The following is a 23,524-nucleotide window of genomic DNA, read 5'->3' as shown; positions in this document are numbered from 1 at the left end:
GGACGAGCCCCGCACCTCGAGAGGTTGCGGGGCTCGTCGGAAACGCGTCGCGACGCGGCTGCCGAAGTGACCGGGAGGGTCAGACGGCGGCCGGGTCCTCCTCGACGAGGAGGTTGCGGGTGCGGTTCGGGTCGAGCTGGATGCCGGGGCCCATCGTGGTGGCGATGGCGGCCTTCTTGATGTAGCGACCCTTGGCGGCGGACGGCTTCAGACGGAGGATCTCCTCCAGCGCGGCGCCGTAGTTCTCCACCAGCTTGGTGTCGTCGAAGGACACCTTGCCGATGATGAAGTGCAGGTTCGAGTGCTTGTCGACGCGGAACTCGATCTTGCCGCCCTTGATCTCCGTGACAGCCTTCGCCACGTCGGGGGTGACCGTGCCGGTCTTCGGGTTCGGCATCAGACCACGGGGGCCGAGGACGCGGCCGAGGCGGCCGACCTTGCCCATGAGGTCCGGGGTGGCGACGACGGCGTCGAAGTCCAGGCGGCCCTTCGAAACCTCGTCGATCAGCTCGTCGGAGCCGACGATGTCGGCGCCCGCGGCACGCGCGGCCTCGGCACGGTCGCCGGTCGCGAAGACCAGGACCCGGGCGGTCTTACCGGTGCCGTGCGGAAGGTTCACGGTGCCACGGACCATCTGGTCGGCCTTGCGCGGGTCGACACCCAGACGGAAGGCGACCTCGACGGTGCCGTCGAACTTGGTCGTGGAGGTCTCCTTGGCGAGACGGACGGCCTCGAGCGGGGCGTAGAGCTTCTCCCGGTCGATCTTGGCGTCCGCAGCGCGGAGAGACTTGCTGCGCTTGCTCACTTCAGCTCCTGTGTGTTTCGGAGTCGTGGTACGGGCCGAGCAGGCCCTTCCACGTCATGTCGGTCACGCGGCTGATCCGCGTAGGCCTACGGGGGCTCGGTCAGCCCTCGACCGTGATGCCCATGGAACGGGCGGTGCCGGCGATGATCTTCTCGGCGGCGTCCAGGTCGTTGGCGTTGAGGTCGGGCATCTTGGTGGTGGCGATCTCGCGGACCTGGTCACGCGTCAGCTTCGCGACCTTGGTCTTGTGCGGCTCGCCGGAGCCCTTCTGCACGCCCGCAGCCTTCAGGATCATCTTGGAGGCCGGCGGGGTCTTCGTGATGAAGGTGAAGGAACGGTCCTCGTAGACCGTGATCTCCACCGGGATGACCCAACCGCGCTGCGACTCGGTCGCGGCGTTGTAGGCCTTGCAGAACTCCATGATGTTGACGCCGTGCTGACCGAGCGCGGGGCCGACCGGCGGAGCCGGGTTGGCGGCACCGGCCTGGATCTGGAGCTTGATAAGCCCCGTGACCTTCTTCTTCTTCTTGGGAGGCATTGCTCTCTCCGGGTCCTAGTGAGAGTTTCCAGCCGTCCGTCCGGATCATCCGGATGGAGGCATACCGCACAACGATAACGGGTATCACCGCGCGGCCAAAAACCGAGCAGGTCAGACCGGCTCGAGGAGCCCGTCTGACCTGGTCGGAAGCGTGTCTTCCAGAAAGTCAGTTCTTCTGGATCTGGTCGAAGCTCAGCTCGACCGGGGTCTCGCGGCCGAAGATCTCGACGAGGCCCTTGACCTTCTTCGAGTCGGCGTTGATCTCGTTGATGGTCGCCTGGAGCGTCGCGAACGGACCGTCCGTGACGGTGACCGAGTCGCCGACCTCGAAGTCGAGCACCTGGACCTCGACCTTGCGGGCGGGCGCAGGCTTGCCCTCGGCCTCGGCGGCCTCGCGGGCGGCCTTCTCCTCGGCCTCCGGGGCGAGCATCTTGACGATCTCGTCCAGGGTCAGCGGGTACGGGTCGTAGGCGTTGCCCACGAATCCGGTGACGCCGGGCGTGTTGCGGACGACACCCCAGGACTCGTTCGTCAGGTCCATGCGCACCAGCACATAGCCGGGGAGCTTGTTCTGGCGGATGGTCTTGCGCTCGCCGTTCTTGATCTGCGCGACCTCTTCCTGGGGCACCTCGGCCTGGAAGATGAAGTCCTCGACGTTCAGCGAGACGGCGCGCTGCTCGAGGTTGGTCTTCACGCGGTTCTCGTAACCGGCGTAGGTGTGGATGACGTACCACTCGCCGGGGAGGGTTCGCAGCTCTTCGCGCAGGGCCTGGACCGGGTCGACCGGCGCGGCCTCCTCCTCGGACTCCTCACCCGCGGTCTCCGCCTCAGCGGCGGCAGCCTCGTCGTCGCCGGACTCCTCGACGTGCGCGGCGGCCTCGTCGGCCGGCTCGCCCGCGGCGGAGTCGACAGCCTCGTCCTGGTCCTCGATGTCCGCGGCCTCGATCGTGTCGGGCGCGTCGTCATCGGACTCGAAGCTGCCGCTCGACTCGACGGCGCCGTTCAGGTTCGGGTCAGACACTGTGGCTGCTTCTTCCTGGATACATAGGGGTGGAACATGGCGAAAGGGGCGCCGGGTGGGCGCCCTTCGCTTGCGGCTCAGCCGAAGACGTACTTGGCGGCGTGGTCGAGCCCATAGTCAATCACGGTCACCAGAGCGATCATGATGACGACGAAGACAATCACCACTGTGGTGTACGTGGTGAGCTGATTGCGAGTCGGCCAGACGACCTTGCGGAGCTCCGCAACGACCTGGCGATAGAAGACGGCGAGACGACCGAGCGGGCCCTTCTTGCCACGCTTGCCGCCCTTGCGGTTCTTCTTCTTGGACTCCAGCGCTTCGTCCTGGGCATCAGGCATGTCGATGGAGCCCACGGCGTCCGTCACTCGTCCTCACCTGATTCCCGGGTCGTGGCCGTGCCGCGCCCGGTCGAGCCGCACGGCGGTGCAATGCTGTACGTACATGCGCACACATCCTGGCGAAGGTGTGTGGAGCAGGGCCGGAGGGACTTGAACCCCCAACCGCTGGTTTTGGAGACCAGTGCTCTACCAATTGAGCTACGACCCTTTGTTTCCCCCAACGTACCGCATCCGACCGGGTGCACGGAGTGTGCCCGTTCGTCGCGGCGCTGAAGGCCAACGAGGTGAGAGTGTACGTGTTCTGCGGGGCCACGTCGAACAGAAAGCAACCGGAGCGACATCGTCCGGTGATCCGACCGGGCGGTGGCAGCCCGCAATCCCGGGTGTTCGGAGTGTGAAACCCGTGTGCCGCGGGGGTTTCGTGTCTGGGACGATGGGCCGCATGAGCGCTGCAACTCCTCCCACCGAGCGCCGGGTCTCCGCCCGAGTCGGCGCGATCTCCGAGTCCGCGACCCTTGCCGTCGATGCCAAGGCCAAGGCCCTCAAGGCCGCTGGCCGCCCGGTGATCGGCTTCGGCGCGGGTGAGCCCGACTTCCCGACGCCCGACTACATCGTCGAGGCGGCCATCGAGGCCTGCAAGAACCCGAAGTACCACCGCTACACGCCGGCCGGAGGTCTGCCCGAGCTGAAGGCGGCGATCGCCGCGAAGACGCTGCGCGACTCCGGCTACGAGGTCGACCCCGCGCAGATCCTGGTGACCAACGGCGGCAAGCAGGCGATCTACGAGGCGTTCGCCGCGATCCTGGACCCGGGCGACGAGGTCATCGTCCCGGCGCCGTACTGGACGACGTACCCGGAGTCGATCCGTCTCGCGGGCGGCGTGCCCGTCGAGGTCGTCGCGGACGAGACCACCGGCTACCGGGTCTCCGTCGAGCAGCTGGAGGCGGCGCGCACGGAGCGTACGAAGGTCGTGCTCTTCGTCTCCCCGTCGAACCCGACCGGCGCGGTGTACAGCGCGGAGGACGCCGAGGCGATCGGCCGCTGGGCCGTCGAGCACGGCCTGTGGGTGCTGACCGACGAGATCTACGAGCACCTGGTCTACGGCGACGCGCGGTTCACCTCGCTGCCGGCGATCCTGCCCGAGCTGCGCGACAAGTGCATCGTCGTCAACGGCGTGGCGAAGACGTACGCCATGACGGGCTGGCGCGTGGGCTGGATCATCGGCCCGAAGGACGTCGTGAAGGCCGCGACGAACCTCCAGTCGCACGCCACCTCCAACGTCTCCAACGTCGCCCAGGCCGCCGCGATCGCGGCCGTGTCCGGCGATCTGACGGCCGTGGAGAAGATGCGCGAGGCCTTCGACCGCCGCCGCCGCACGATCGTGCGGATGCTCAACGAGATCGACGGCGTCGTCTGCCCGGAGCCCGAGGGCGCCTTCTACGCCTACCCGTCGGTCAAGGGCCTGATGGGCAAGGAGATCCGCGGCAAGCGCCCGCAGAACTCGGTCGAGCTCGCCGCGCTGATCCTGGAGGAGGTCGAGGTCGCGGTCGTCCCGGGCGAGGCCTTCGGCACCCCGGGCTATCTGCGCCTGTCCTACGCGCTCGGCGACGAGGACCTGGTCGAGGGCGTGTCGCGCATCCAGAAGCTGCTGGCCGAAGCTCGCGACTGAGCGTCGCGCGCCACGGGCGCGCGGCGCTCCCGACGGGTCCCCGCGCGCGGGCGGGCCGTCTTCCTCGTCCCGGGGGAGGCGGCCCGTTTCTGTGTTCGGGCAAGGACTCGAAAGCGGAAAGCCGCTTCCGGGAGGCCGCACGGGTACGGCAAGATCCTGGGATGGAGCACCTGCGCGACGTACGAGATCTGCCGAAGGCCCATCTGCACCTGCACTTCACCGGGTCGATGCGGACCACGACCCTGCTGGAGCTCGCCGACAAGTACGGCGTCCACCTGCCGGACGCGCTGACCTCCGGTGAGCCGCCGAAGCTGCGTGCCACGGACGAGCGGGGCTGGTTCCGCTTCCAGCGGCTGTACGACATGGCCCGGTCCTGTCTGCGCGAGCCCGAGGACATCCAGCGGCTCGTGCGGGAGGCCGCGGAGGAGGATCTCGCGGACGGCTCGGGCTGGCTGGAGATCCAGGTGGACCCGACGTCGTACGCACCCCGCCTGGGCGGTCTGATCCCGGCGCTGGAGATCATCCTGGACGCCGTGGACACGGCCTCGCGGGACACCGGCCTCGGCATCCGCGTCCTGGTCGCCGCCAACCGTATGAAGCACCCGCTGGACGCCCGCACGCTGGCCCGGCTCGCGGTGCGGTACGCGGACCGGGGCGTCATCGGCTTCGGGCTCTCCAACGACGAGCGGCGCGGCATGGCGCGCGACTTCGACCGCGCCTTCGCGATCGCCCGTGAGGGTGGTCTGCTGGCGGCGCCGCACGGCGGGGAGCTGACCGGCCCGTCGTCCGTGCGGGACTGCCTGGACGACCTGCACGCGGGCCGGATCGGCCACGGGGTGCGGGCCGCCGAGGACCCCCGGCTGCTGCGGCAGCTCGCGGAGCGCGGCGTGACCTGCGAGGTGTGCCCGGCCTCCAACGTGGCCCTCGGCGTCTACGAGAAGCACGAGGACGTACCGCTGCGGACGCTCTACGAGGCGGGCGTTCCGCTGGCGCTCGGCGCGGACGACCCGCTGCTGTTCGGTGCCCGGCTGGCGGCGCAGTACGAGATCGCGCGCAGGCACCACTCCTTCACGGACGCGGAGCTCGCGGACCTGGCCCGGCAGTCGATCCGGGGGTCCATGGCGCCCGAGGAGGTCCGGCGGAAACTGCTGGCGGGCGTGGACGACTGGCTGGCGGGCTGACGGGCCGATGGGCCGGGGGCTTCCGGATCGAAGCCGCCGGGGGTGGTCCGCCTAGCTCTTGGCGCCGCCCTTGGCCAGCGAGGCGATCGTGAGCGGCAGCAGCGACTTGTCGAAGAGGGCGCTGCTGCCCTGCCCTCGGACCAGGGTGCCGTCGACGGCCATGGCCGGCGTGCCGGGCGCCCCGGAGCCGTCGAACGCCTTCTGGGACGCGGTCACGAAGGAGCCGTACTTCATTCCGGTGACTGCCGCGTCGAACTCGGGTCCGCGCAGTCCGGGCACCTTGGAGGCCATCCGCAGCAGGAACGCGGTGGTGAAGCCGTCGACGGACTCCTCGGGCTGGTGGGCGTAGAGCACCTCGTGGTACTCGGCGAACCGGCCCCGGTCGAGGGCGGCGCGCAGCGCGTTGACGGCCCTGCGGGATCCGCCGCCGCCCAGCCGCCGGTCCAGGAACGACGCCAGCGTGTACTCGGTCCTGACCTCGCGCCGCTGGGTCATCGCGCGCAGTTCGGGGCCGCTTCCCTCGGTCTCGAAGTCCTTGCAGACGGGGCACCGCGGGTCTTCGTAGAGGTGCACCACGGTGGGTGCGTGCGGGTCGCCCACGACGACTGTGGTGCCGTCGGCCGCCAGCTTCTCGGGGAGGTCGCGGACGTGCGCGTACGGCGTGGCGTGCGGCTCCGCGGAGGCGGCTCCGTGGGCGCCGCCCGCGTCGTCCCGGCACGACGTCGCGCCGAGGGCCACGACCGTCGCACCCACCAGCGCGATGACCGTCCTGCGCACCCGTCGTCCCCGTCGCACCCGCTCGACCTGCATGTTCGTCCCCTCCCGTGACTCGGGGAAACCCTATGCGATGCCGCCGAGCAGGGTGCGCGCGAGGGAGTCGGCGAAGACGTCGAGGGACTGCGGCGGCCGTCCGGTCTGCGTCATGTCGTACGCGAACGCGCGCTGGGCGCAGGCCCCGAGGAGGAGCGAAGCAGCGGCGTAGGTGTCGGCGTCGGCGCGGATCCGGCCCGCCTGCTGTTCGGCCCGCAGATAGGCGTCCAGGTCCTCGATGGGCCTGTGCGGGCCCGCGCCCATCTCGCGCAGCGCCTCGTCGTGGCGGCGTTTGAGCTGGGTCTCGGCGTACAGGGACGCGGCGATCGGGAAGCTCTGTTCGTAGAACAGGGCGGCCTGACGGGCTATCTCGGTGAGGTTCTCCAGCAGACCCCGGCCGCCCCCCGGTTCGCGGGTGAGGCCGACGATCAGCGGGCTCAGCTGCGGGAGCTTCTCCTTGAGGACCGTCACGAACAGCTCTTCCTTGCTCGCGAAGTACTTGTAGAGGGCCGCTTCGGAGCAGCCGGCCGCGCGGGCGATCTCCTTGGTGGTGGCCCGGGCGAGGCCCATGGTGAGCATGAGTTCATGGGCGGCGTCCAGGACGCGGAGCCGGGTGGGCTTGTCGGGCATACGGCCTCCTTCCGGCGGGACGCCGGGTGGGTCGCGGTCCGGGCGGACGGCCGGGACGGTGAGCGGGACGCGGTGCGGGTTCCCCGGGGCCGGGCCGGTGAGCGGTCCGGCGGACACCGGGGCTTGACGAGTGAGTGAGTGCTTACCCACTCTAGGGGTGAGTGAATACTCACCCACTTCATCCACCCAGGAGGGTGCGCCATGAATCTCACGGTGTTCGGCGCGACCGGCGGTATCGGCCAGGAGATCGTCCGGCAGGCTCTGACGGCCGGCCACCGGGTGACGGCGGTGGTGCGCGATCCCGCGCGGCTGACCGTCACCGGGCAGGGACTGGAGGTGTTCCGCGCCGACCTGACGGACCACGAGGCGCTGCGCCCGGCGGTCGCCGGGCGGGACGCGGTGCTCTCGGGGCTGGGGGCCCGGCGCCGCAAGGACGCCGGGATCGCCGCGCGGCTCACGGGCACGGTGCTGAAGGCGCTCGAAGCGGAGGGCACCCGACGTCTGCTGGTCGTCAGCGCGGCCCCGCTCTCCACGACCCACGACGACGAGCCGCTCGTCGACCGCGCCATGCTGGCGCTGATCTCGGCGCTGCTGAAGGACGTCTACACCGACCTCAGGGCCATGGAGGCCGAGCTGGCCCGCAGCGCGACGGACTGGACCTCCGTGCGCCCGCCGAAGCTGGTCGACAAGCCCGTGACGGGCTCCTACCGCAGGGTCGTCGGCGGCAATCCGCGCTCCGGCCGGACCATCGCCCGCGCGGACGTGGCCCACGCCATGCTCGCCATGATCGACGATCCTGCGACGGTGAAGCAGGCGGTGGGGGTGGCGTACTGACCCCCGCCGAGCGCGCGGGGGCAGCCGGGATGCCGCGTACCGGGCCGGGTGTGACCCCGCGCCGCTACGGCGCCACGGCGCACACGGCGCGGGGCCTCAGAGCTCGACGCCGACCATCACGGGTTCGTTGACCAGGGTCACCCCGAAGGCGTCGTGCACGCCGGCCACGACCTCGCGGGCCAGCGCCAGCAGGTCCTCCGTGGTCGCGGATCCGCGGTTGGTCAGGGCCAGGGTGTGCTTGCCGGAGATCCGCGCGGGCCCGTCCCCGTAGCCCTTGCCGAAGCCGGCCCTGTCGATCAGCCAGGCGGCCGAGGTCTTCGTGAAACCGTCGCCCGCCGGGTACGCGGGCGGGTTCGGCTCCCCGCCGAGCCGCTCCCCCACGCGTCCGACGAAGGCGGCGAACTCATCGTCCGAGAGGATCGGGTTGGTGAAGAAGGACCCGGCCGACCAGGTGTCGTGGTCCTCCGGGTCGAGCACCATGCCCTTGCCCGACCGGAGCTTGAGAACGGTCTCCCGGGCCGCCTGGAGGGGAACCCGGTCCCCCACCTCGACACCGAGGGCCCGCGCCGTCTCCGCGTACTTGACCGGCGCGGACATCCCGTCCGCGTCCTCCAGCTCGAACCGGACGCGCAGGACCACGAACCGGTCGGGTTCGGCCTTGAAACGACTGTGCCGGTACGAGAAGGCGCACTCGGCGTTCGGAATCGTGACGGTCTCCCGCGCCTTCCGGTCGTACGCGATCACCTCGGTGATCGTCGAGGAGACCTCCTGACCGTACGCGCCCACGTTCTGGATCGGCGTCGCACCCGCGGAGCCGGGGATTCCGGAGAGGCATTCGACGCCGGCGAGACCCGCCTCGACCGTGCGTGCCACCGCATCCGTCCAGACCTCGCCCGCGGCCAGCTCCAGCCGCGTCCCGTCCAGCTCGAAGCCGCGGGTGGCGATGCGCAGGGCGGTGCCGGCGAAGCCCTTGTCGCCGATGACCAGATTGCTGCCCCCGCCGATGACCAGCAGCGGCGTCCTGCTCTCGTCGGCCTCCCGGACCGCGGCGATCACCTCGGCATCGGTGGTCGCGGTGATCAGACGGGCGGCGGGGCCGCCGAGCCGAAAGGTGGTCAGCGGCGCGAGCGGGGCATCGTGAAGTTCCAGCACGAGCACAAGGGTACGAGAGCGGCCCCGCCGCGAAGGCAGGGCCGCTCCCGTGGACCGGCCGGCGGTCCGGACGCCGGGGCTCCCGTCGGCCGCCCGCCCCGGGGCGGGGGCACCACGTCGCACCACGTTGGGCCGCCGCTCGGCCCAGGCGCCGCAGCGCTTCGTCCCGGCGACGGGCAGCGCGTCGGCCGGCGCGGACCATGTGAGGAACGTCGCGTCCCGCATGCCCGGGCGCAGCCCGCGGGCGCATCCGCAGTGCGGCGCCGAGCGGGCGAACGCCCGGAAGCCCGTGGCGACTCCCACGCGGCCCGGGCTCAGTCCCCCGTGGCGACGGCTTCCAGCACCGGGGCGGAGGATGCCCCGTCGTCCTGCGCAGCACCCTGCTCCTGCGGAGCGCTCGGGCGCAGCCTCGGGATGCACAGGGCCGCGACGGCGGCCAGTGCCACCGCGGACGCCCCCACCCACAGCGCGGGCCGGATGCCGTCCACGAACGACTGCGCTGACTCGTAGCCGCCCTGGGCGGAGAAGATCGAGGACATCACCGCGATGCCGAGCGCACCGCCCACCTCGCGCAGGGCATTGTTCGCACCGGACGCGATCCCCTGCTCCTTCTCGTGCACGCTGGACATGACCAGGTGGGAGGCGGGGGCGAAGTAGAGGGACATGCCGATTCCGCTGATGACGAGGGCGGGCAGCTGCACCGTGTACGAGACGTCGGCGGCGGCCGTCACCGCGTAATAGGCCAGCCCCACCGCCTGGAGGAAGAGGCCCGCCGCGACGACGACACGCCCGCCGATGCGGTCAGCGAGAAGGCCCGCGACGGGCGCGACGAGCATCGGCATGCCGGTCCAGGGCAGCATCCGCAGCCCCGCCTCGGTCGGCGAGTAGCCGAGGACCCCCTGCATGTACTGGCTGAGCAGGAAGATCGACCCGAACATCCCGAGGAACATCAGCAGGCCCGCCGCGTTGATCCCGGCGAAGGACCGGCTCCGGAACAGCCGCATCGGGAGCATCGGGTTCGCAGCGCGGATGCCGTGCACCACGAAGGCCACGAGCAGTGCCCCGCCCGCGCACAGCCCGGTCAGCACGAGCGTGCTGGTCCAGCCGTCGGCGGGGGCGCGCACCAGGCCGTACACGACTCCGAAGAGGCCGCCGCTGGCCAGCAGGGTCCCGGGGATGTCGAGCGGCGCGCCCGTGCCGTACGACTCGGCGAGGCGCAGGCGGGCGAACGGCAGGACGGCGAGTCCCAGCGGAACGTTCAGCCAGAAGATCCAGTGCCAGGAGACATGCTCGGTGAGGCTGCCGCCGATGAGCGGTCCGGAAGCGACCGCGAGACCGTTGACGGCACCCCAGATGCCGTAGGCCGCCCCGCGCCTGGCGGGCGGCACCGCCGCCGTCAGCAGGGTCATGGCGAGCGGCATCATGATGGCCGCGCCGACGCCCTGGACCGCGCGGGCGGCGATCAGCGAGTCGATGCCCGGCGCCATGGCCGCGGCGGCCGAGGCCCCGGTGAAGATCACCAGACCGGTGATGAAGAGCCGGCGGCGGCCGAAGCGGTCGCCGAGGGCCGCGCCGAACATCAGCAGCACGGCGAACGCCAGCGTGTAGGCGCTCACCGTCCATTCGAGGTCGTCCAGCCCTCCCCCGAGATCCTTGCGGATCGAGGGCAGCGCGGTGGTGACGACGAGGTTGTCCAGGGCCGCCATGAACCCTGCGACGCTGGTCACGACGAGTGCCCAGACGGCTCCCCCGCGACGGTCTGTTGGTGACATCGTTCCCCCTGATACGGGTAGTTAGTTATTGCTGACTAACTTTCATGGGCGAGAAAACACGCTTCCCCCCGCCCGGCACTCCGCCGGCACCGCACCGCCGGCCGCCCGGGCCCTGCCCCGGCGTCATGTCTGCAGGCGGCCGTCGATCCGCGCCTCGGGATAGATCCCTTCCCAGACGCGGTGCTCGGGAGGGAACCCCATGGAGACCAGGACGTTGATCAGCATCCCGCAGGCCATGAAGTTCGTGGTCTCCTCCGCATCCGCCCCCAGGGGCAGATGGACGGTCTCCCACAGCTCGGTCCAGGCGGCACGGACCGCCTCACCGAACTCGCGGTCGCCCGCCTCCTCCGCGGCCGCGACCGCGACGTACACCTGCATCTGCATCAGGAGCCGCTCGGGCTCCCGCGCGATGACGTCGGTGTACGCGTTCGCCATGGCACGGAGGGCCTCCTCGCCCCGCAGGCCGTCCGAGGCCTCCCGGAAGAGCTGCACCGTGTCGCTGATGCAGCGCGTCGCCGCCGCCGAGAAAATCGCCTTCTTGCCGGGGAAGAGCCGGAAGAGGTACGGCTGCGAGACGCCGACCCGCTTCGCGATCGCCTCGGTGGACGTGCCGTAGTAGCCGCGCCGGGCGAACTCGCTCACCGCGGCACGGATGACGCTCTCACGCCGTTCCTCTGCGCTCATCCTGACCATGCGAGGAAGTTAGTGGTCAATCACTATCTACGTCAAGGAGGGTGGGCGCCCTCTGATGACGGGCCTGCGGGGGCGCCTCCGGTCACGGGCCTGGGGAGCGCGGGAGAGGCAACCGCAGCCCCTCGGACCCGGGGCAGAAGTAAGGGGCACCCTCAAAGGTGGGGTGCCCCTTACTTCTATGCGTCTTACTTCTATGCGTCGGACCGTGCTCCCACGCGTGCAGGCCTGTCGGGGTGCGCCGAGACGGGCGGGCCGGCCGGTCACGGTGCGCCGAGGCGGGCGGGCGGCCCCGCCCCCGCAGGGGGCGTCAGCCCAGGCGTACGACCGCGCGGGACATGCCGAGGACCTTCTGCCCGGCGCTGGTCGCCGTCAGGTCGACCCGGACCTGGTTGTCGTCGAGCTTGGCCGCGACCTTGGCGCTGACCTCGATCGTCGCGCCCTGGTCGTCGTTCGGGACGACGACCGGCTTGGTGAAGCGGACGCCGTACTCGACGACCGCGCCCGGGTCGCCGACCCAGTCGGTGACCACGCGGATCGCCTCGGCCATGGTGAACATGCCGTGCGCGATGACGTCCGGCAGCCCGACCTCCTTGGCGAACTTCTCGTTCCAGTGGATCGGGTTGAAGTCACCGGAGGCGCCCGCGTACTGCACGAGCGTGGCGCGGGTCACGGGGAAGGTCTGGGCCGGCAGCTCGGTGCCGACCTCGACGTCCGCGTACATGATGCTGGCCGTCATCCTCACGCCTCCTCTTCCACGGCGCGGGCGACGAGCTTGGTCCAGGCGGTCACGACGTGCTCGCCGGCCTCGTCGTGGACTTCGCCCCGGATGTCCAGGATGTCGTTGCCCGCCAGGGACTTGATGGCCTCGATCGTGGAGGTGACCGTGAGCCGGTCGCCCGCACGCACCGGCCGCTTGTACGCGAACTTCTGGTCGCCGTGCACGACCCGGCTGTAGTCCAGCCCCAGCTGCGGGTCGGCGACGACCTGGCCCGCGGCCTTGAACGTGATCGCGAAGACGAAGGTGGGCGGGGCGATCACATCGGAGTGCCCGAGGGCCTTGGCGGCCTCCGGGTCCGTGTACGCGGGGTTGCCGTCGCCGACGGCCTCCGCGAATTCGCGGATCTTCTCCCGGCCGACCTCATAGGGGTCGGTGGGCGGGTAGGACCGCCCCACGAAGGACTGGTCGAGCGCCATGGGCTCGGCACCTCCTGATGTCGGAACGACACGCGCTTCATTGACGACGCGCGGCTTCGAAAACGACGCGAGGCCGCCCCCGGAGCGGGGACGGCCTCGTGTACGAGCCTGATTTATCGCGTCTCGCGGTGCGCGGTGTGCGCGTTGCAACGCGGGCAGTGCTTCTTCATCTCAAGACGATCCGGGTTGTTGCGCCGGTTCTTCTTGGTGATGTAGTTCCGCTCCTTGCACTCCACGCAGGCCAGCGTGATCTTCGGGCGGACGTCGGTGGCAGCCACGTGAGTGCTCCTTGACGAACGGATGGGATGTTTTAACGCAAGAAAGGGTAGCCGATCGAAGGACCGACCCCGCAATCGGCTACCGAGAGTAGCGGTGACCGGACTTGAACCGGTGACACAGCGATTATGAGCCGCTTGCTCTACCGACTGAGCTACACCGCTGCGATGTGCTGCGGACCCTCGTCCGAAGACGAGGAACCTCACACATCAGAGCCCCAAAACGGAATCGAACCGTTGACCTTCTCCTTACCATGGAGACGCTCTGCCGACTGAGCTATTGGGGCGAGCGATGAAGACATTACACGCTCGCCCGCCGTTCGCCCAAATCCGTTTCCCTCCCCCGCCCACGGCCGTTCCTTCCGCCGTTCACGCGGGCGTCACCCCTGGGTTCCGGCCCGCTCCACGAGGTGCCGCCCACCCCGGCGGTCCACCGGTTCCCCGTGCCCCGACCGTCCACGGCCGTCCACGCACCGGTGGTCGTGTCGCGGTCTCCCGGCGCCGTGACGACCGCGGGAAACGCACCGCACGGTCCCTCTCGGCGGGCCGGTGCGGGCCCGCCGAGAGGGACCGCCCTGCGTCGGGTGGAGATGCCGGCGCGGGCCCGCCGGCCGGACGTCGCAGGGGGCTCCGCCGCAGGCCCGGCACACCACACCGGTACGACTATTTCGCTCCTCCGCAAAGCGGACGAGCCGTCACCCTAGGCTCGACTCACGCTGCGTGATCATGCTCGCCCGCCCGCCCTCGCGGGCGGGCACCCGATCGCGCGCAGCCGCCCCGAGTCCCAGGAGCGCGATGCCCGACATCCAGCCGCAGCAGCCCCATTCCTCCGGCTCCCCACGCCAACCGGGAAGCAGCGGCTCCGGCTCCGGTCCGTCCCCCGACGCCACGTCCCTGCTGCTGTGCGGCGCCCTGCTGACCGACGGCCGCACCGTGGACGTGCGGCTCGCCGGCGGGTGCATCGAGGCGGTCGGCACTGCGGGCAGCCTCACCGCACACGCGGCCCGCGTGGACCTCACCGGCCATCTCCTGCTGCCCGCCCCCGCCGAGCCGCACGCCCACGGCGACACGGCGCTCTCGGCGGACTCGGACGGCCCGGTTCCGTACGACGGCCAGGACGTCCAGCGCAGGACCACCGAGGCCGCCCTCCTCCAGCTGGGGCACGGCGCGACCGCACTCCGCTCACATGTGCGGATCGGCGACGTACAGGGGCTCGTTGCCCTGGAGGCGGTGCTCCAGGCGCGGCGTTCGCTGCGCGGACTCGCCGATCTCACGGTGGTGGCGATGCCGCGCCTGCTGACCGGAGTCGCCGGCGCGGACGGCCTCGCGATGCTGCGCGACGCCGTCCGGATGGGCGCATCCGCCGTGGGCGGCTGCCCCGACCTCGACCCGGACCCCACGGGGTACGTGGAGGCGGTGCTGGAGGTGGCGACCGAGGCCGGCTGCCCCGTCGACCTGCATACGGACGGTGACGATCCGGCGCGGCTGGCCCGGCTCGCCGCGATGGCCGGAGGACTGCGCCCCGGAGTGACGATCGGCCCGTGCGGCGGCCTGGGCAGACTGCCGGTGGAGGTCGCCCGCCGCGTGACCGACCAACTCGCCGCGGCGGGCATCACGGTGGTCTGTCTGCCGCAGGGCCGCTGCGGCGCGGTGGAGCGGCGCGGCACGGCGCCCGTACGGCTGCTGCGCGCGGCCGGCGTACGGGTGGCCGCGGGCAGCGGCGCGCTGCGCGACATGGCGAACCCGGTGGGCCGCGGGGATCCCCTGGAGGCCGCGTTTCTGCTCGCCTCGCAGCACGGGCTGCGCCCGGAGGACGCGTACGACAGCGTGAGCGCGTCGGCGCGTGCGGCGCTCGGCCTGCCCGAGGTCCGGGTCGAGGCGGGATTCCCCGCGGATCTGCTCGCGATCCGCGGCACCCGCCTCGCGGGCGTGCTGTCGCTCGCGTACAGCCGCATCGTCGTGCACCGGGGGCGGGTGGTGGCGCGGACGAGCGCGGTACGGGAGTACTGCGATTCTGCGGTGGCCGCGGCGCTGGACCTGCCGCGACAGGGGCGCCCGAAGGGCAAGGGCGGCGGCGCGGGGATGACGTGAGGGCGCGGGGGGCGCCGCGGGATGACGTGACGGCGCGGGCCGCGGCCGCGTGGGCGTACGGGGGATGCAGCCGACTGCGCGGGCCGGGCGGCGGGCGAGCGGGCGCACCCGGCGTCCCGCCGAGCACGGCTCGGCGGCAGAGGTCTCCTTCCGTCGGATTTCCACAACCGGACGTGCGGGGCCGCGTGTTGGACGCGGCGGGGGTGGATAAGCGCGGGTCGTGATGGGAACGAACGGCGTCGGGCGTCCGTTCCCGCCCGGCCCGCGCAGTCGCCGACGACATCGCCCGCGGCACGTCAGCGCGGTCGCGCGGCGAACCCGTCGCGTACGGCGTACGGTCGGAAGCATGCGGATTGTCATCGCTGGGGGTCATGGTCAGATCGCGCTGCGGCTGGAGCGGCTGCTCGCCGCACGCGAGGACGAGGTCGCCGGGTTCATCCGGCGTGCCGAGCAGGCGGAGGACCTGCGGGCGGCCGGGGCCGAGCCGATCGTGTGCGACCTGGAGTCGGCGTCGGTGGAGGAGGTCGCCGAACGGCTGGAGGGCGCGGACGCCGTGGTCTTCGCCGCGGGCGCGGGGCCGGGAAGCGGCACCTCGCGCAAGGAGACGGTGGACCTGGGCGCGGCCGTGCTCGTCGCGGACGCCGCCGTGCGCTCCGGCGTGCGCCGGTACGTCGTGGTGTCGTCGAGAGGCGCCGACGCGAACCACGAGGGCGACGAGGTGTTCGACGTCTATCTGCGGGCCAAGGGCCGGGCGGACGACCGTGTGCGCAGCAAGGCCGAACTGGACTGGACGATCCTGCGCCCCGGGTCGCTGACGAACGACCCCGGCACGGGCCACGTACGCCTGGAGGCCTCGGCCGGGCCCGGGTCGGTCACACGCGATGACGTGGCGGCCGTGCTCGCGGAAATCATCGACACCCCCGCGACGGCCGGTCTCACCCTGGAACTGATCAGTGGCTCCACGCCGATTTCGGTGGCCGTGAAGGCAGTGGCGGGGAACTAGCGCGAGCCCGGGAAGCCAGGCGGACGCGTAGCCCTGCGGGAGCGGCATGGCACGCGTACCCCTGCGGGAGCGCACGGCACACGTAGCCCTGCGGGAGCGGCACGGCACGCGTACCCCTGCGGGCGGCACGACACGTACCCCTGCGGGGGCGGGACTCGCGCCCTGTGGGTCCGCGGGGCTCAGAACAGCGGGAGCTGCCCCGGGAAATCCGGGACCGTGTAGCCGTCCAGTGTCGGCTGCGCGGCTCCGGGCCCCGCCCACCGGCGCGATCCGGGGCAGGACACGAGCGTGCCCTCGGCCCGCGCGCCGGGCGGGTCGTGGCGCGCGAACCGTCCCGCGACAACGGCGATTTCGCGACGGCACTCCGGGCAGTTCCTGCGGCGCGATGACATGCCCCAAGTCTGCCGTGCGCACGGCTCGCGCCGGGCCCCGTGCGCACCGGAACGGCCGCGCGGCGGGCGGTTGCCGCATCACCACGACGCTGCGGCCCGGGCGGGCTCGGCACCCGGGCACGTGGAACCCGCCCACCCTGCAGGGACGGGCCGGAAACCCCAAGGCGGCCGTACGGCGTCCTCCCGGGCATGCAAAAGGTGTGGGACGGAGCACGTCAGCTGGTCAGGTTCGCGGTGCTTCAGGTGCGGTGTTGCGCGTTCGCGGTGGCCCTCCTGGGCGGTATCGCGGCGTCGCGGATGCTGCCGCATCTGCCGATCGCGCGGTACGACCTGGTGCTTCTCTACGGCGTGCTGCTCACCGTCGTGGCGCGTCGGGTGGGCTGGGAGAGTCGGCGGGACACGCTGGTGATCGCCGCGTGCCATGTGGTGGGGCTGCTGTTCGAGCTGGTCAAAGTACGTCTGGGGTCGTGGAGTTACCCGGAGGACGCGGTGACGAAGATCGCCGGGGTGCCGCTGTACGGCGGTTTCCTCTACGCGGCGGTCGCGAGCTATGTGTGCCGCGCGTGGCAGCTGTTCGCGCTGCGCTTCACCGGCTACCGTGCCGCCGCCACCGCCCTGGTTGCGGCGGCCGTCTACGTCAACTTCTTCACCCACCACTGGCTGCCCGACCTCCGCTGGCCGCTCGCCGCGGCAATGGTGGCGGTGACCGCGGGGGCGTGGGTCGGCTTCACCGTCGGCGAGCACCGCTACCGCATGCCGTTGGCCGTCTCCTTCGTGCTGATCGGCTTCTTCCTGTGGGTCGCGGAGAACGCCGCCACGTACGCCGGCGCCTGGAGCTATCCGTATCAGCTCCATGGCTGGCAGCCGGTGGAACTCGGCAAGTTCGGCGCATGGGCGCTGCTGATCAGCGTCACGTTCGTCGTGACCGAACGCGTGAAGTCGAGGGAGCCGGGGAACGGCGACCCGAAGCCGGGGCCACGGCAACCGCGCACCGACGGCGCGAAGTCGAGCACGCGGCAGCCGCGTACCGGTGGCGTGAAGGCCGTGAAGTCGGCCACCGAGGACGCGAAGACCGTGCTGCCGCCCGCCGCCGACGCAGGGGTCAGGCCGCCCGCCGCCCGCACGCAGTCGAGGGAGCCGCAGCCGCGCACAGCGGGGTGACACGGCGCTCTTCGCCCGGGTCACGACCCTGCTCATCGCCGCCCCCTCGACGGTAGGGGCGAACCGCACCGTGAGGCGCGGCACTTGGGCTCAGGGCAGCAGGATGATCTTGCCGTGGTTGCGGTGCGCCTCGATGTCGGCATGGGCCTGGGCGGCCCGGTCGAGCGGATAGGTCCGCCAGATGGGGAGGGTCAGGTCGCCGGAGGCGGCCAGTTCCGCGAGCTCGGGCAGGGCCTCGGGAGTGCGGTCGGCGGGGTCGGCGCCGGTGAAGCGGACCCCGAGGCGGGCGGCGCTGCCGTCGGCGATGGTGATGACGTGTTCCGGGTCGCCGGCCAGTTCGACGGAGGCGGGCAGGACCCCGGCCCCGGAGGTGTCGAAGACCCGGTCCACTCCGTCCGGCGCGACGGCGCGGACCCGCTCGACCAGGTTGTCGCCGTAGCGCAGGGCGGTGGCTCCGAGGCCGGTCACCCGGTCCAGGTCGGTCTCTCCGGCCGTGCCGATGACGGTGGCGCCCCGGGCCACGGCGAGTTGTACGGCGATGGTCCCGACGCTGCCTCCGGCGCCGTGCACCAGCAGGACCTGTCCGGCATGGACGTCCAGGTGCTTCAACGCACGGAAGGCCGTCTCGCCGACGGTGGGCAGCGCCGCGGCAAGCTCCCACGACAGCCCCTTCGGCTTCTTCACCGGCGCGGGCATCACGGCGTACTCCGCGTACGAGCCGCCCGTGGCCGCCCCGAAGACCCCGTCGCCCGGCGCGACGCCGGTCACCGCGTCACCGACGGCGTCGACCACCCCGGCCGCGTCCAGCCCGGGCGTGACGGGGAACGTGACTGGGAAGGCGCCGGCCATGTCCCCGCGGCGGATCTTGATGTCCAGCGGATTGATGCCGGCGGCACGGACCCGGACGCGGACCTGGTCCGGCGCGGGCTCGGGGATGCCGACCTCGGAGACGGTCAGGACCTCCGGACCACCGAACTCGGAGTAGGTGATGGCAGTGGGCATGGGAACTCCTGGGCGTACGGAGCAACAGGCCAACGCGTGAATCACACATGCCGTATGACTACAGGGAACCATGCCATGCGCAGGGCTGTCGAGCGAACGATGCCCGCCCCATCACCGGGACCACCCCATCACCGGAGCCACCACATCACCGGGGCCGCCCCATCACCGGACCCGCTCCGCCACCGGGGCCGCTTCGTCACCAGGCCCGCCCCGCCTCGCCATCAGGGCCGCCTCACCGCGCCCGGCGCCACTGACCCTCGCATGCGGGCGCGCGTCCTCACGCGCGAGCACACAAGCTCCGTGCAAGCGGGCACTCTCCCACGTAAGCGCGCACGCTCCCATGTAAGCGCGCGTCGGCCGTCGGCCGTTCCCGAGGCGGTCGTTGGGCGCCCGGCGCCCCGTGGCCATGGCTCACCCGCCTCGCACCTGGCGGCGGTCGACCGCTCCACAACCACCGACTGCCACGGGAGGGGCACCGGAGGGGTCCACCCAGGGAGGGGCCGGCGACGGAAGCGGGCGGGCGCGATCCGAACGGCAGGAGCTCAGCGGACGGCCGTCCCGCGGAGGGCGGCCGGCCGGCCGATGGCGGCACAGCTCATGCGCGTCTCTCATCACCACCGCGACCCACGGTCGGTGGGGTCATGCGCGTTCCGGCTCGTTGGTTTCCTCGGCGGCCGCGGTCCGGGCTCGACGGCGGCCCAGCAGGGAGCTTCCCGCGATCACCACTCCGACGGCGGCGACCTTGGCGGCCTGGTAGTAGCCGGTCGCCAGATTCTCCGGGGTGCCGGGCAGCCGGAAGAAGACCCACGCCGCTACGAGCCCCCCGACAACGATCAGTACGACAGCGCCCACCGTTCCCAGCCCCGCCCACCAGGGACCCAGCTCGTAACCCCGCTCGTCGGTCTGCTCAACGTCCTTGTCGCTCACGGCTGTTCTCCTGTGAGAGTAGTGGGCGTTCGCAAGGGGAGACGCGGGCCTGACGGGGAGGGTTCACCGAGCCGAACGTTCCCTTCCCGGGGTCGGCGTCCCGCCGGCCGGCGAAGTGCTCACACTCGCCCGCCATCCTCGAGCGAGGATGGACGACGCCCGCCGGGGTCGTGACGACAGGACAGGCATCAGCAGATCGACGGCCCCTTCGTCATCGAGGACGGCCACCGCACGGTTGCCACCAGTGGGACCGTTACGTCAGCGCAGCCCTCATTTTCCGGGAGTGGGACGGAGCGCCGCCCCCAGGGGACGCCTGGGGGACACGGGCCGATCAGACCTGGGATTCACCCGATCCCAGGTAAGACAAGTCGCGCATTTCACCCATCCGGCGAAGCTGTCTGTTCGAATACGAAGAAACCCCCTCCGATCCACGTTCTCGCAGATCGGAGGGGGTTTCTCTCAGCGTGGCGGCGCCAGGATTCGAACCTGGGAAGGCTGAGCCGGCAGATTTACAGTCTGCTCCCTTTGGCCGCTCGGGCACACCGCCGGGTTTGCCGCCGTGGAGCCGCTTTTCGCGGGAGCTCCCTGGCAACGACGTAAACGATACCTGATGCACAGGGGTGCTCCGCCACCCGATTGATCGCCACTCCGTGCGGGGGTGGTGGCTAGGCTTGACGGTGCGGCCCCGGGACCGACGGCCGCCCCCTACGCACCCCGATACAAGGAGCCACAGGACATGGCCGACTCCAGTTTCGACATCGTCTCGAAGGTCGAGCGGCAGGAGGTCGACAACGCCCTCAACCAGGCCGCCAAGGAGATCTCGCAGCGCTATGACTTCAAGGGCGTCGGCGCATCGATCTCCTGGTCCGGCGAGAAGATCCTGATGGAGGCCAACTCGGAGGACCGGGTGAAGGCCGTCCTCGACGTGTTCCAGTCCAAGCTGATCAAGCGCGGCATCTCGCTGAAGGCGCTCGACGCGGGCGAGCCGCAGCTCTCCGGCAAGGAGTACAAGATCTTCGCGTCCATCGAGGAGGGCATCTCCCAGGAGAACGCCAAGAAGGTGGCGAAGATCATTCGCGACGAGGGCCCGAAGGGCGTGAAGGCCCAGGTGCAGGGCGACGAGCTGCGCGTCAGCTCGAAGAGCCGCGACGACCTCCAGGCCGTGATCGCGCTCCTCAAGGGCAAGGACTTCGACTTCGCGCTGCAGTTCGTGAACTACCGGTGATCCTTGCGCCGTCGGGGCTGCGGTCGTAGTTCCTCGTGCGTGGCGGAGGGGCGGCACCCACGCGGGGTCGCCCCTCCGCCATGTGCCGCCCGGCGCCGGCTGCCGTTCGGGCGAGGTCAGCGCCGCGAGTTGCCGAACAGGAGGCGGTAGGCGATCAGCAGCACGAGCGAGCCCCCGATCGCGGCGGCCCAGGTGGCACCGTCGTAGAAGTGGTTGGCAATGGGCCGGTCCAGGTACCGGCTGGAGATCCAGCCGCCGACGAACGCACCCGCTATGCCGATGAGAGTCGTGCCGATGAAGCCGCCCGGGTCACGACCGGGCAGCAGGAACTTGGCGATGGCACCCGCCAGCAGCCCCAGAACGATCCAGCTGATGATGCCCATCCCGTGAACCTGCCTTTCGTGCGCTGTTGTGCAGGAAGACGCCATCCCCACGGCCCACGGTTGCGGGGATCAGTAGGGTGCGGCCCAGGACACCTCGGACCGCCCCGCGCCGGGGCCGCGCGACACGGGAAACCGCCGGGGCGCGCACGGTGCGGAGGGTCAGGGCCCGTACGGCGTGGAGACCGCGGGGACGCGCACGATGCCGAGCTGCCGGAGTCGGGCAGGGCTCGGAGAGTACGCAGTCGCACGGCGCGGACGTGCAGGACCGGCATGACAGGAGAGTCACGGCACATGACGGAGCAGCTGCGCCGGAGTCTCGGCGTCTTCGACGCCGTGGTGATCGGTCTCGGGTCGATGATCGGGGCGGGGATCTTCGCCGCGCTCGGGCCGGCGGCCCGGGCCGCGGGGTCCGGACTGATGGTCGGTCTCGGCGTCGCGGCCCTGGTCGCCTACTGCAACGCCATGTCCTCGGGCCGCCTGGCCGCCCTGTACCCCGCATCGGGCGGCACCTATGTGTACGGGCGGGAGCGGCTCGGACCCTTCTGGGGCTACCTGGCGGGCTGGGCGTTCGTCGTGGGCAAAACGGCTTCCTGTGCGGCCATGGCACTCACCGTGGGGGCGTACGTCTGGCCCGGCCAGGCCCACGCGGTGGCGGTCGCCGCCGTGGTGGCGCTGACCGCGGTGAACTACGGCGGGGTGCAGAAGTCGGCATGGGTGACCCGGGCCGTCGTGGTGCTCGTCCTGGCGGTGCTCGCCGCGGTGGTGACCGCGTGCCTGTCGTCGGACGCGTCGGACGCCGGGCTGCTTCACGTGGGCGCGTCCGGCGGTGCACGTGGTGTGCTCCAGTCGGCCGGGCTGCTGTTCTTCGCCTTCGCCGGATACGCACGGATCGCCACACTGGGCGAGGAGGTGCGCGATCCGGCGCGGACCGTTCCGCGTGCGATCCCGCTGGCGCTCGGCATCGCGCTGGCCGTCTACGTCTGTGTGGCGGTGGCCGTCCTTTCGGTGCTCGGGACCGGGGGACTCGCAGACGCCTCCGCCCCGCTGGCCGACGCCGTGCGGGCGGCGGGCGTGCCGGGGCTGACGCCCGTGGTGCGCACAGGAGCCGCCGTGGCGGCCCTCGGGTCGCTGCTGGCGCTCATCCTGGGCGTGTCCCGTACGACGCTGGCCATGGCCCGGGACCGGCACCTTCCCGGCGCCCTCGCCGCCGTCCATCCCCGTTTCCGGGTGCCGCACCATGCGGAGCTCGCCGTGGGCGTGGTGGTCGCGGCGCTGGCCGCGACCGTGGATGTGCGGGGTGCGATCGGCTTCTCCTCCTTCGGGGTGCTGGCGTACTACGCCGTTGCCAATGCTTCGGCGTGGACGCTCCGTTCCGCGTGGACCGCGCGGGTCGTCCCCGTGGTGGGGTGCGCCGGGTGCGCGGCACTGGCCTTCTCGCTCCCGGTGTCGTCGGTCGTGGCCGGCGCGGTGGTCCTGGCAGCGGGCGCGACGGCCTACGGGGTACGGCGGCGGTCGGCCGCGGGCGCCGAGGGCTGAGTCCGCCTGTGCCCGGCGCCCGGTCCACCGACGGGCGCACATCGAAGCCCGCCCGGGCTCGGGCTGAGCCGGGGCACCCCCGAAGCCCAGCCGAGCCCGGTCGCACGGCCGAAGCCGGACTTTCGATCCGCGGCCCGGAAGCGCGGCCTGCCCAGCACGCACGGGGCGCGGGAGTGTTATATGAAGCCCACGCGGGCCTCGTACCGCTCACTCCGGGGCGCCCCGGCTCCCGCAGGGGCCACTCGCGCCCCGGGCGCGCTAGGCCGCCCGGGCAGCCCGTATGCGGCCCGTGAAGGCCGCCCACAGCGGCAGTTCCATTCCGTCGTTGGCCTCCTCGTACCAGCCCGTCCCGTCGAGCCACGCGCGCAGCCAGGCGTCGAGGCTGGGCGCGTCCATGTACCAGGCGTGCTCGACGTCGTCGGCGTTCGGCTCGAAGAGCAGCACCGGGGCTTCCTCGGCATGGCAGTCCACGCATGCGTACATGCCGCAGCCCCAGTGGGATATCGGCAGCACGCCCTCGGGCCACGGCCGGTCGGGGGCTTCTCCCGCTTCCTCTCGGCGGGCGAGGTACTGCGCGACGACGGGCTGCTCCCCCGACGGTGAGCCGTCCAGCAGCGGCAACAGACCGTATTCGGGCCCGAATCCGCCGTCCGCGACCCGGAGGTAGAGCGCGGCGAGCAGCGGCGGCAGAGGGAAGCCCAGCGCGGCTTCGGCCCGGGCGACGCTCCCGGCCTGCACCGGGGCCGGGAGGTCCGTCCATCCCCAAGGCAGGTCGACCCGCGCCCGTGCGGCGACCCCGGTCAGCAACTGCTCCATCTCGGTCATGAGTTCATGATGCAGGGCCCCACTGACAATCGACCGAGGCGCAGGGAACCCCGCCGGCTTGACGCCG

Annotated in this window: 25 protein-coding genes and 4 tRNA genes; 8 read left to right on the top strand and 21 right to left on the bottom strand. The window is 71.5% G+C overall.

Annotated elements, in window-relative coordinates; translation table 11 throughout:
* Positions 1 to 79 precede the first annotated feature (79 nt).
* The 5 genes from rplA to ACWCP6_RS03635 form a co-directional block, all read right to left on the bottom strand.
* On the bottom strand, positions 80 to 805 hold the full coding sequence (gene rplA / locus ACWCP6_RS03655) for a 50S ribosomal protein L1 (RefSeq protein WP_450930682.1): 726 nt from the start codon (positions 803 to 805) through the stop codon (positions 80 to 82).
* Positions 806 to 905: 100 nt separating this feature from the next.
* Positions 906 to 1,343, bottom strand: a complete 438-nt coding sequence (gene rplK, locus ACWCP6_RS03650; RefSeq protein WP_450930681.1) for a 50S ribosomal protein L11 — start codon at positions 1,341 to 1,343, stop codon at positions 906 to 908.
* 166 nt (positions 1,344 to 1,509) lie between these two features.
* Complete coding sequence (gene nusG / locus ACWCP6_RS03645) at positions 1,510 to 2,364, bottom strand: transcription termination/antitermination protein NusG (protein ID WP_450930680.1); 855 nt, start codon at positions 2,362 to 2,364, stop codon at positions 1,510 to 1,512.
* A 77-nt stretch (positions 2,365 to 2,441) separates the two neighbouring features.
* A complete protein-coding gene (gene secE / locus ACWCP6_RS03640; protein ID WP_450930679.1) occupies positions 2,442 to 2,729 on the bottom strand; it encodes a preprotein translocase subunit SecE in 288 nt (95 codons plus the stop codon).
* A gap of 108 nt (positions 2,730 to 2,837) precedes the next feature.
* Positions 2,838 to 2,910, bottom strand: a tRNA-Trp gene (locus ACWCP6_RS03635).
* A gap of 234 nt (positions 2,911 to 3,144) precedes the next feature.
* Here ACWCP6_RS03635 and ACWCP6_RS03630 point away from each other — a divergent pair.
* On the top strand, positions 3,145 to 4,371 hold the full coding sequence (locus ACWCP6_RS03630; RefSeq protein WP_450930678.1) for a pyridoxal phosphate-dependent aminotransferase: 1,227 nt from the start codon (positions 3,145 to 3,147) through the stop codon (positions 4,369 to 4,371).
* 161 nt (positions 4,372 to 4,532) lie between these two features.
* Positions 4,533 to 5,552: an adenosine deaminase gene (locus tag ACWCP6_RS03625; protein WP_450930677.1), complete on the top strand. Its 1,020-nt coding sequence runs from the start codon at positions 4,533 to 4,535 to the stop codon at positions 5,550 to 5,552.
* 51 nt (positions 5,553 to 5,603) lie between these two features.
* Here ACWCP6_RS03625 and ACWCP6_RS03620 read toward each other — a convergent pair whose 3' ends face one another.
* A complete protein-coding gene (locus ACWCP6_RS03620; protein WP_450930676.1) occupies positions 5,604 to 6,362 on the bottom strand; it encodes a DsbA family protein in 759 nt (252 codons plus the stop codon).
* A 30-nt stretch (positions 6,363 to 6,392) separates the two neighbouring features.
* Positions 6,393 to 6,992 carry a TetR/AcrR family transcriptional regulator gene (locus ACWCP6_RS03615; RefSeq protein WP_450930675.1) on the bottom strand — a complete coding sequence of 200 codons (600 nt, stop codon included), beginning with the start codon at positions 6,990 to 6,992 and terminating at the stop codon, positions 6,393 to 6,395.
* A 201-nt stretch (positions 6,993 to 7,193) separates the two neighbouring features.
* Between ACWCP6_RS03615 and ACWCP6_RS03610 the strand changes: the two genes are divergently transcribed.
* Positions 7,194 to 7,826, top strand: a complete 633-nt coding sequence (locus ACWCP6_RS03610; protein WP_450930674.1) for an NAD(P)-dependent oxidoreductase — start codon at positions 7,194 to 7,196, stop codon at positions 7,824 to 7,826.
* A 96-nt stretch (positions 7,827 to 7,922) separates the two neighbouring features.
* On the opposite strand, the gene ACWCP6_RS03605 is transcribed toward ACWCP6_RS03610, so the two are convergent.
* From ACWCP6_RS03605 to ACWCP6_RS03570, 8 genes are all read right to left on the bottom strand, one after another.
* Positions 7,923 to 9,017 (bottom strand): UDP-N-acetylmuramate dehydrogenase, encoded by a 1,095-nt coding sequence (locus ACWCP6_RS03605; protein WP_450931093.1) that lies wholly within the window; start codon positions 9,015 to 9,017, stop codon positions 7,923 to 7,925.
* A 275-nt stretch (positions 9,018 to 9,292) separates the two neighbouring features.
* A complete protein-coding gene (locus ACWCP6_RS03600) occupies positions 9,293 to 10,750 on the bottom strand; it encodes a DHA2 family efflux MFS transporter permease subunit (protein WP_450930673.1) in 1,458 nt (485 codons plus the stop codon).
* A gap of 123 nt (positions 10,751 to 10,873) precedes the next feature.
* Positions 10,874 to 11,443 carry a TetR/AcrR family transcriptional regulator gene (locus ACWCP6_RS03595; RefSeq protein WP_450930672.1) on the bottom strand — a complete coding sequence of 190 codons (570 nt, stop codon included), beginning with the start codon at positions 11,441 to 11,443 and terminating at the stop codon, positions 10,874 to 10,876.
* A gap of 307 nt (positions 11,444 to 11,750) precedes the next feature.
* On the bottom strand, positions 11,751 to 12,179 hold the full coding sequence (locus ACWCP6_RS03590; protein ID WP_450930671.1) for a MaoC family dehydratase: 429 nt from the start codon (positions 12,177 to 12,179) through the stop codon (positions 11,751 to 11,753).
* A gap of 2 nt (positions 12,180 to 12,181) precedes the next feature.
* Positions 12,182 to 12,637: an FAS1-like dehydratase domain-containing protein gene (locus tag ACWCP6_RS03585; RefSeq protein WP_450930670.1), complete on the bottom strand. Its 456-nt coding sequence runs from the start codon at positions 12,635 to 12,637 to the stop codon at positions 12,182 to 12,184.
* A gap of 113 nt (positions 12,638 to 12,750) precedes the next feature.
* Positions 12,751 to 12,915, bottom strand: coding sequence for a 50S ribosomal protein L33 (rpmG, locus tag ACWCP6_RS03580; RefSeq protein WP_003948671.1), 165 nt, complete (start codon positions 12,913 to 12,915; stop codon positions 12,751 to 12,753).
* Positions 12,916 to 13,004: 89 nt separating this feature from the next.
* Positions 13,005 to 13,077: transfer RNA gene (locus tag ACWCP6_RS03575), tRNA-Met, on the bottom strand.
* Between the two features lie 49 nt (positions 13,078 to 13,126).
* Positions 13,127 to 13,199, bottom strand: a tRNA-Thr gene (locus ACWCP6_RS03570).
* 508 nt (positions 13,200 to 13,707) lie between these two features.
* Between ACWCP6_RS03570 and ACWCP6_RS03565 the strand changes: the two genes are divergently transcribed.
* Both ACWCP6_RS03565 and ACWCP6_RS03560 read left to right on the top strand, forming a co-directional pair.
* Positions 13,708 to 15,003: an amidohydrolase family protein gene (locus ACWCP6_RS03565; protein ID WP_450930669.1), complete on the top strand. Its 1,296-nt coding sequence runs from the start codon at positions 13,708 to 13,710 to the stop codon at positions 15,001 to 15,003.
* A gap of 346 nt (positions 15,004 to 15,349) precedes the next feature.
* Positions 15,350 to 16,006, top strand: a complete 657-nt coding sequence (locus tag ACWCP6_RS03560) for an SDR family oxidoreductase (protein WP_450930668.1) — start codon at positions 15,350 to 15,352, stop codon at positions 16,004 to 16,006.
* 179 nt (positions 16,007 to 16,185) lie between these two features.
* Here the strand turns inward: ACWCP6_RS03560 and ACWCP6_RS03555 are convergent, their stop codons facing one another.
* Positions 16,186 to 16,398 carry a hypothetical protein gene (locus ACWCP6_RS03555; protein ID WP_450930667.1) on the bottom strand — a complete coding sequence of 71 codons (213 nt, stop codon included), beginning with the start codon at positions 16,396 to 16,398 and terminating at the stop codon, positions 16,186 to 16,188.
* A gap of 189 nt (positions 16,399 to 16,587) precedes the next feature.
* Here ACWCP6_RS03555 and ACWCP6_RS03550 point away from each other — a divergent pair, with 189 nt between their 5' ends.
* Entirely contained in the window at positions 16,588 to 17,559 is a 972-nt protein-coding gene (locus tag ACWCP6_RS03550) for a DUF817 domain-containing protein (RefSeq protein ID WP_450930666.1), read from the top strand.
* A 90-nt stretch (positions 17,560 to 17,649) separates the two neighbouring features.
* Here the strand turns inward: ACWCP6_RS03550 and ACWCP6_RS03545 are convergent, their stop codons facing one another.
* The 3 genes from ACWCP6_RS03545 to ACWCP6_RS03535 all read right to left on the bottom strand — a co-directional run bounded on the left by ACWCP6_RS03545 (position 17,650) and on the right by ACWCP6_RS03535 (position 20,035).
* A complete protein-coding gene (locus ACWCP6_RS03545; protein ID WP_450930665.1) occupies positions 17,650 to 18,561 on the bottom strand; it encodes an NADP-dependent oxidoreductase in 912 nt (303 codons plus the stop codon).
* Positions 18,562 to 19,200: 639 nt separating this feature from the next.
* Positions 19,201 to 19,488: a hypothetical protein gene (locus ACWCP6_RS03540; RefSeq protein WP_450930664.1), complete on the bottom strand. Its 288-nt coding sequence runs from the start codon at positions 19,486 to 19,488 to the stop codon at positions 19,201 to 19,203.
* A 465-nt stretch (positions 19,489 to 19,953) separates the two neighbouring features.
* Positions 19,954 to 20,035, bottom strand: a tRNA-Tyr gene (locus ACWCP6_RS03535).
* 189 nt (positions 20,036 to 20,224) lie between these two features.
* On the opposite strand from ACWCP6_RS03535, the gene ACWCP6_RS03530 reads away from it, so the two are divergent.
* Positions 20,225 to 20,713 (top strand): YajQ family cyclic di-GMP-binding protein, encoded by a 489-nt coding sequence (locus ACWCP6_RS03530; protein ID WP_030174428.1) that lies wholly within the window; start codon positions 20,225 to 20,227, stop codon positions 20,711 to 20,713.
* 116 nt (positions 20,714 to 20,829) lie between these two features.
* Here the strand turns inward: ACWCP6_RS03530 and ACWCP6_RS03525 are convergent, their stop codons facing one another.
* Positions 20,830 to 21,096: a GlsB/YeaQ/YmgE family stress response membrane protein gene (locus ACWCP6_RS03525; RefSeq protein ID WP_450930663.1), complete on the bottom strand. Its 267-nt coding sequence runs from the start codon at positions 21,094 to 21,096 to the stop codon at positions 20,830 to 20,832.
* Positions 21,097 to 21,387: 291 nt separating this feature from the next.
* On the opposite strand from ACWCP6_RS03525, the gene ACWCP6_RS03520 reads away from it, so the two are divergent.
* Positions 21,388 to 22,632 (top strand): APC family permease, encoded by a 1,245-nt coding sequence (locus tag ACWCP6_RS03520; protein WP_450930662.1) that lies wholly within the window; start codon positions 21,388 to 21,390, stop codon positions 22,630 to 22,632.
* Between the two features lie 258 nt (positions 22,633 to 22,890).
* Here ACWCP6_RS03520 and ACWCP6_RS03515 read toward each other — a convergent pair whose 3' ends face one another.
* Positions 22,891 to 23,457 (bottom strand): SMI1/KNR4 family protein, encoded by a 567-nt coding sequence (locus tag ACWCP6_RS03515; RefSeq protein ID WP_450930661.1) that lies wholly within the window; start codon positions 23,455 to 23,457, stop codon positions 22,891 to 22,893.
* Positions 23,458 to 23,524: the final 67 nt, after the last annotated feature.

This window comes from Streptomyces sp. NPDC002004 (assembly GCF_053593975.1).
The sequence above is the reverse complement of the archived record's forward strand: the minus strand, read 5'-3'. Positions and strand labels throughout refer to the sequence as shown.

What these genes read in the sequence shown, in the direction of transcription:
- rplK (WP_450930681.1), bottom strand. Translation starts at nt 1,343, where the DNA reads ATGCCTCCCAAGAAGAAGAAGAAGGTCACGGGGCTTATCAAGCTCCAG.
- ACWCP6_RS03630 (WP_450930678.1), top strand. Translation starts at nt 3,145, where the DNA reads ATGAGCGCTGCAACTCCTCCCACCGAGCGCCGGGTCTCCGCCCGAGTC.
- ACWCP6_RS03625 (WP_450930677.1), top strand. Translation starts at nt 4,533, where the DNA reads ATGGAGCACCTGCGCGACGTACGAGATCTGCCGAAGGCCCATCTGCAC.
- ACWCP6_RS03620 (WP_450930676.1), bottom strand. Translation starts at nt 6,362, where the DNA reads ATGCAGGTCGAGCGGGTGCGACGGGGACGACGGGTGCGCAGGACGGTC.
- ACWCP6_RS03615 (WP_450930675.1), bottom strand. Translation starts at nt 6,992, where the DNA reads ATGCCCGACAAGCCCACCCGGCTCCGCGTCCTGGACGCCGCCCATGAA.
- ACWCP6_RS03610 (WP_450930674.1), top strand. Translation starts at nt 7,194, where the DNA reads ATGAATCTCACGGTGTTCGGCGCGACCGGCGGTATCGGCCAGGAGATC.
- ACWCP6_RS03600 (WP_450930673.1), bottom strand. Translation starts at nt 10,750, where the DNA reads ATGTCACCAACAGACCGTCGCGGGGGAGCCGTCTGGGCACTCGTCGTG.
- ACWCP6_RS03595 (WP_450930672.1), bottom strand. Translation starts at nt 11,443, where the DNA reads ATGGTCAGGATGAGCGCAGAGGAACGGCGTGAGAGCGTCATCCGTGCC.
- ACWCP6_RS03590 (WP_450930671.1), bottom strand. Translation starts at nt 12,179, where the DNA reads ATGACGGCCAGCATCATGTACGCGGACGTCGAGGTCGGCACCGAGCTG.
- ACWCP6_RS03585 (WP_450930670.1), bottom strand. Translation starts at nt 12,637, where the DNA reads ATGGCGCTCGACCAGTCCTTCGTGGGGCGGTCCTACCCGCCCACCGAC.
- ACWCP6_RS03565 (WP_450930669.1), top strand. Translation starts at nt 13,708, where the DNA reads ATGCCCGACATCCAGCCGCAGCAGCCCCATTCCTCCGGCTCCCCACGC.
- ACWCP6_RS03560 (WP_450930668.1), top strand. Translation starts at nt 15,350, where the DNA reads ATGCGGATTGTCATCGCTGGGGGTCATGGTCAGATCGCGCTGCGGCTG.
- ACWCP6_RS03555 (WP_450930667.1), bottom strand. Translation starts at nt 16,398, where the DNA reads ATGTCATCGCGCCGCAGGAACTGCCCGGAGTGCCGTCGCGAAATCGCC.
- ACWCP6_RS03550 (WP_450930666.1), top strand. Translation starts at nt 16,588, where the DNA reads ATGCAAAAGGTGTGGGACGGAGCACGTCAGCTGGTCAGGTTCGCGGTG.
- ACWCP6_RS03545 (WP_450930665.1), bottom strand. Translation starts at nt 18,561, where the DNA reads ATGCCCACTGCCATCACCTACTCCGAGTTCGGTGGTCCGGAGGTCCTG.
- ACWCP6_RS03530 (WP_030174428.1), top strand. Translation starts at nt 20,225, where the DNA reads ATGGCCGACTCCAGTTTCGACATCGTCTCGAAGGTCGAGCGGCAGGAG.
- ACWCP6_RS03525 (WP_450930663.1), bottom strand. Translation starts at nt 21,096, where the DNA reads ATGGGCATCATCAGCTGGATCGTTCTGGGGCTGCTGGCGGGTGCCATC.
- ACWCP6_RS03520 (WP_450930662.1), top strand. Translation starts at nt 21,388, where the DNA reads ATGACGGAGCAGCTGCGCCGGAGTCTCGGCGTCTTCGACGCCGTGGTG.
- ACWCP6_RS03515 (WP_450930661.1), bottom strand. Translation starts at nt 23,457, where the DNA reads ATGACCGAGATGGAGCAGTTGCTGACCGGGGTCGCCGCACGGGCGCGG.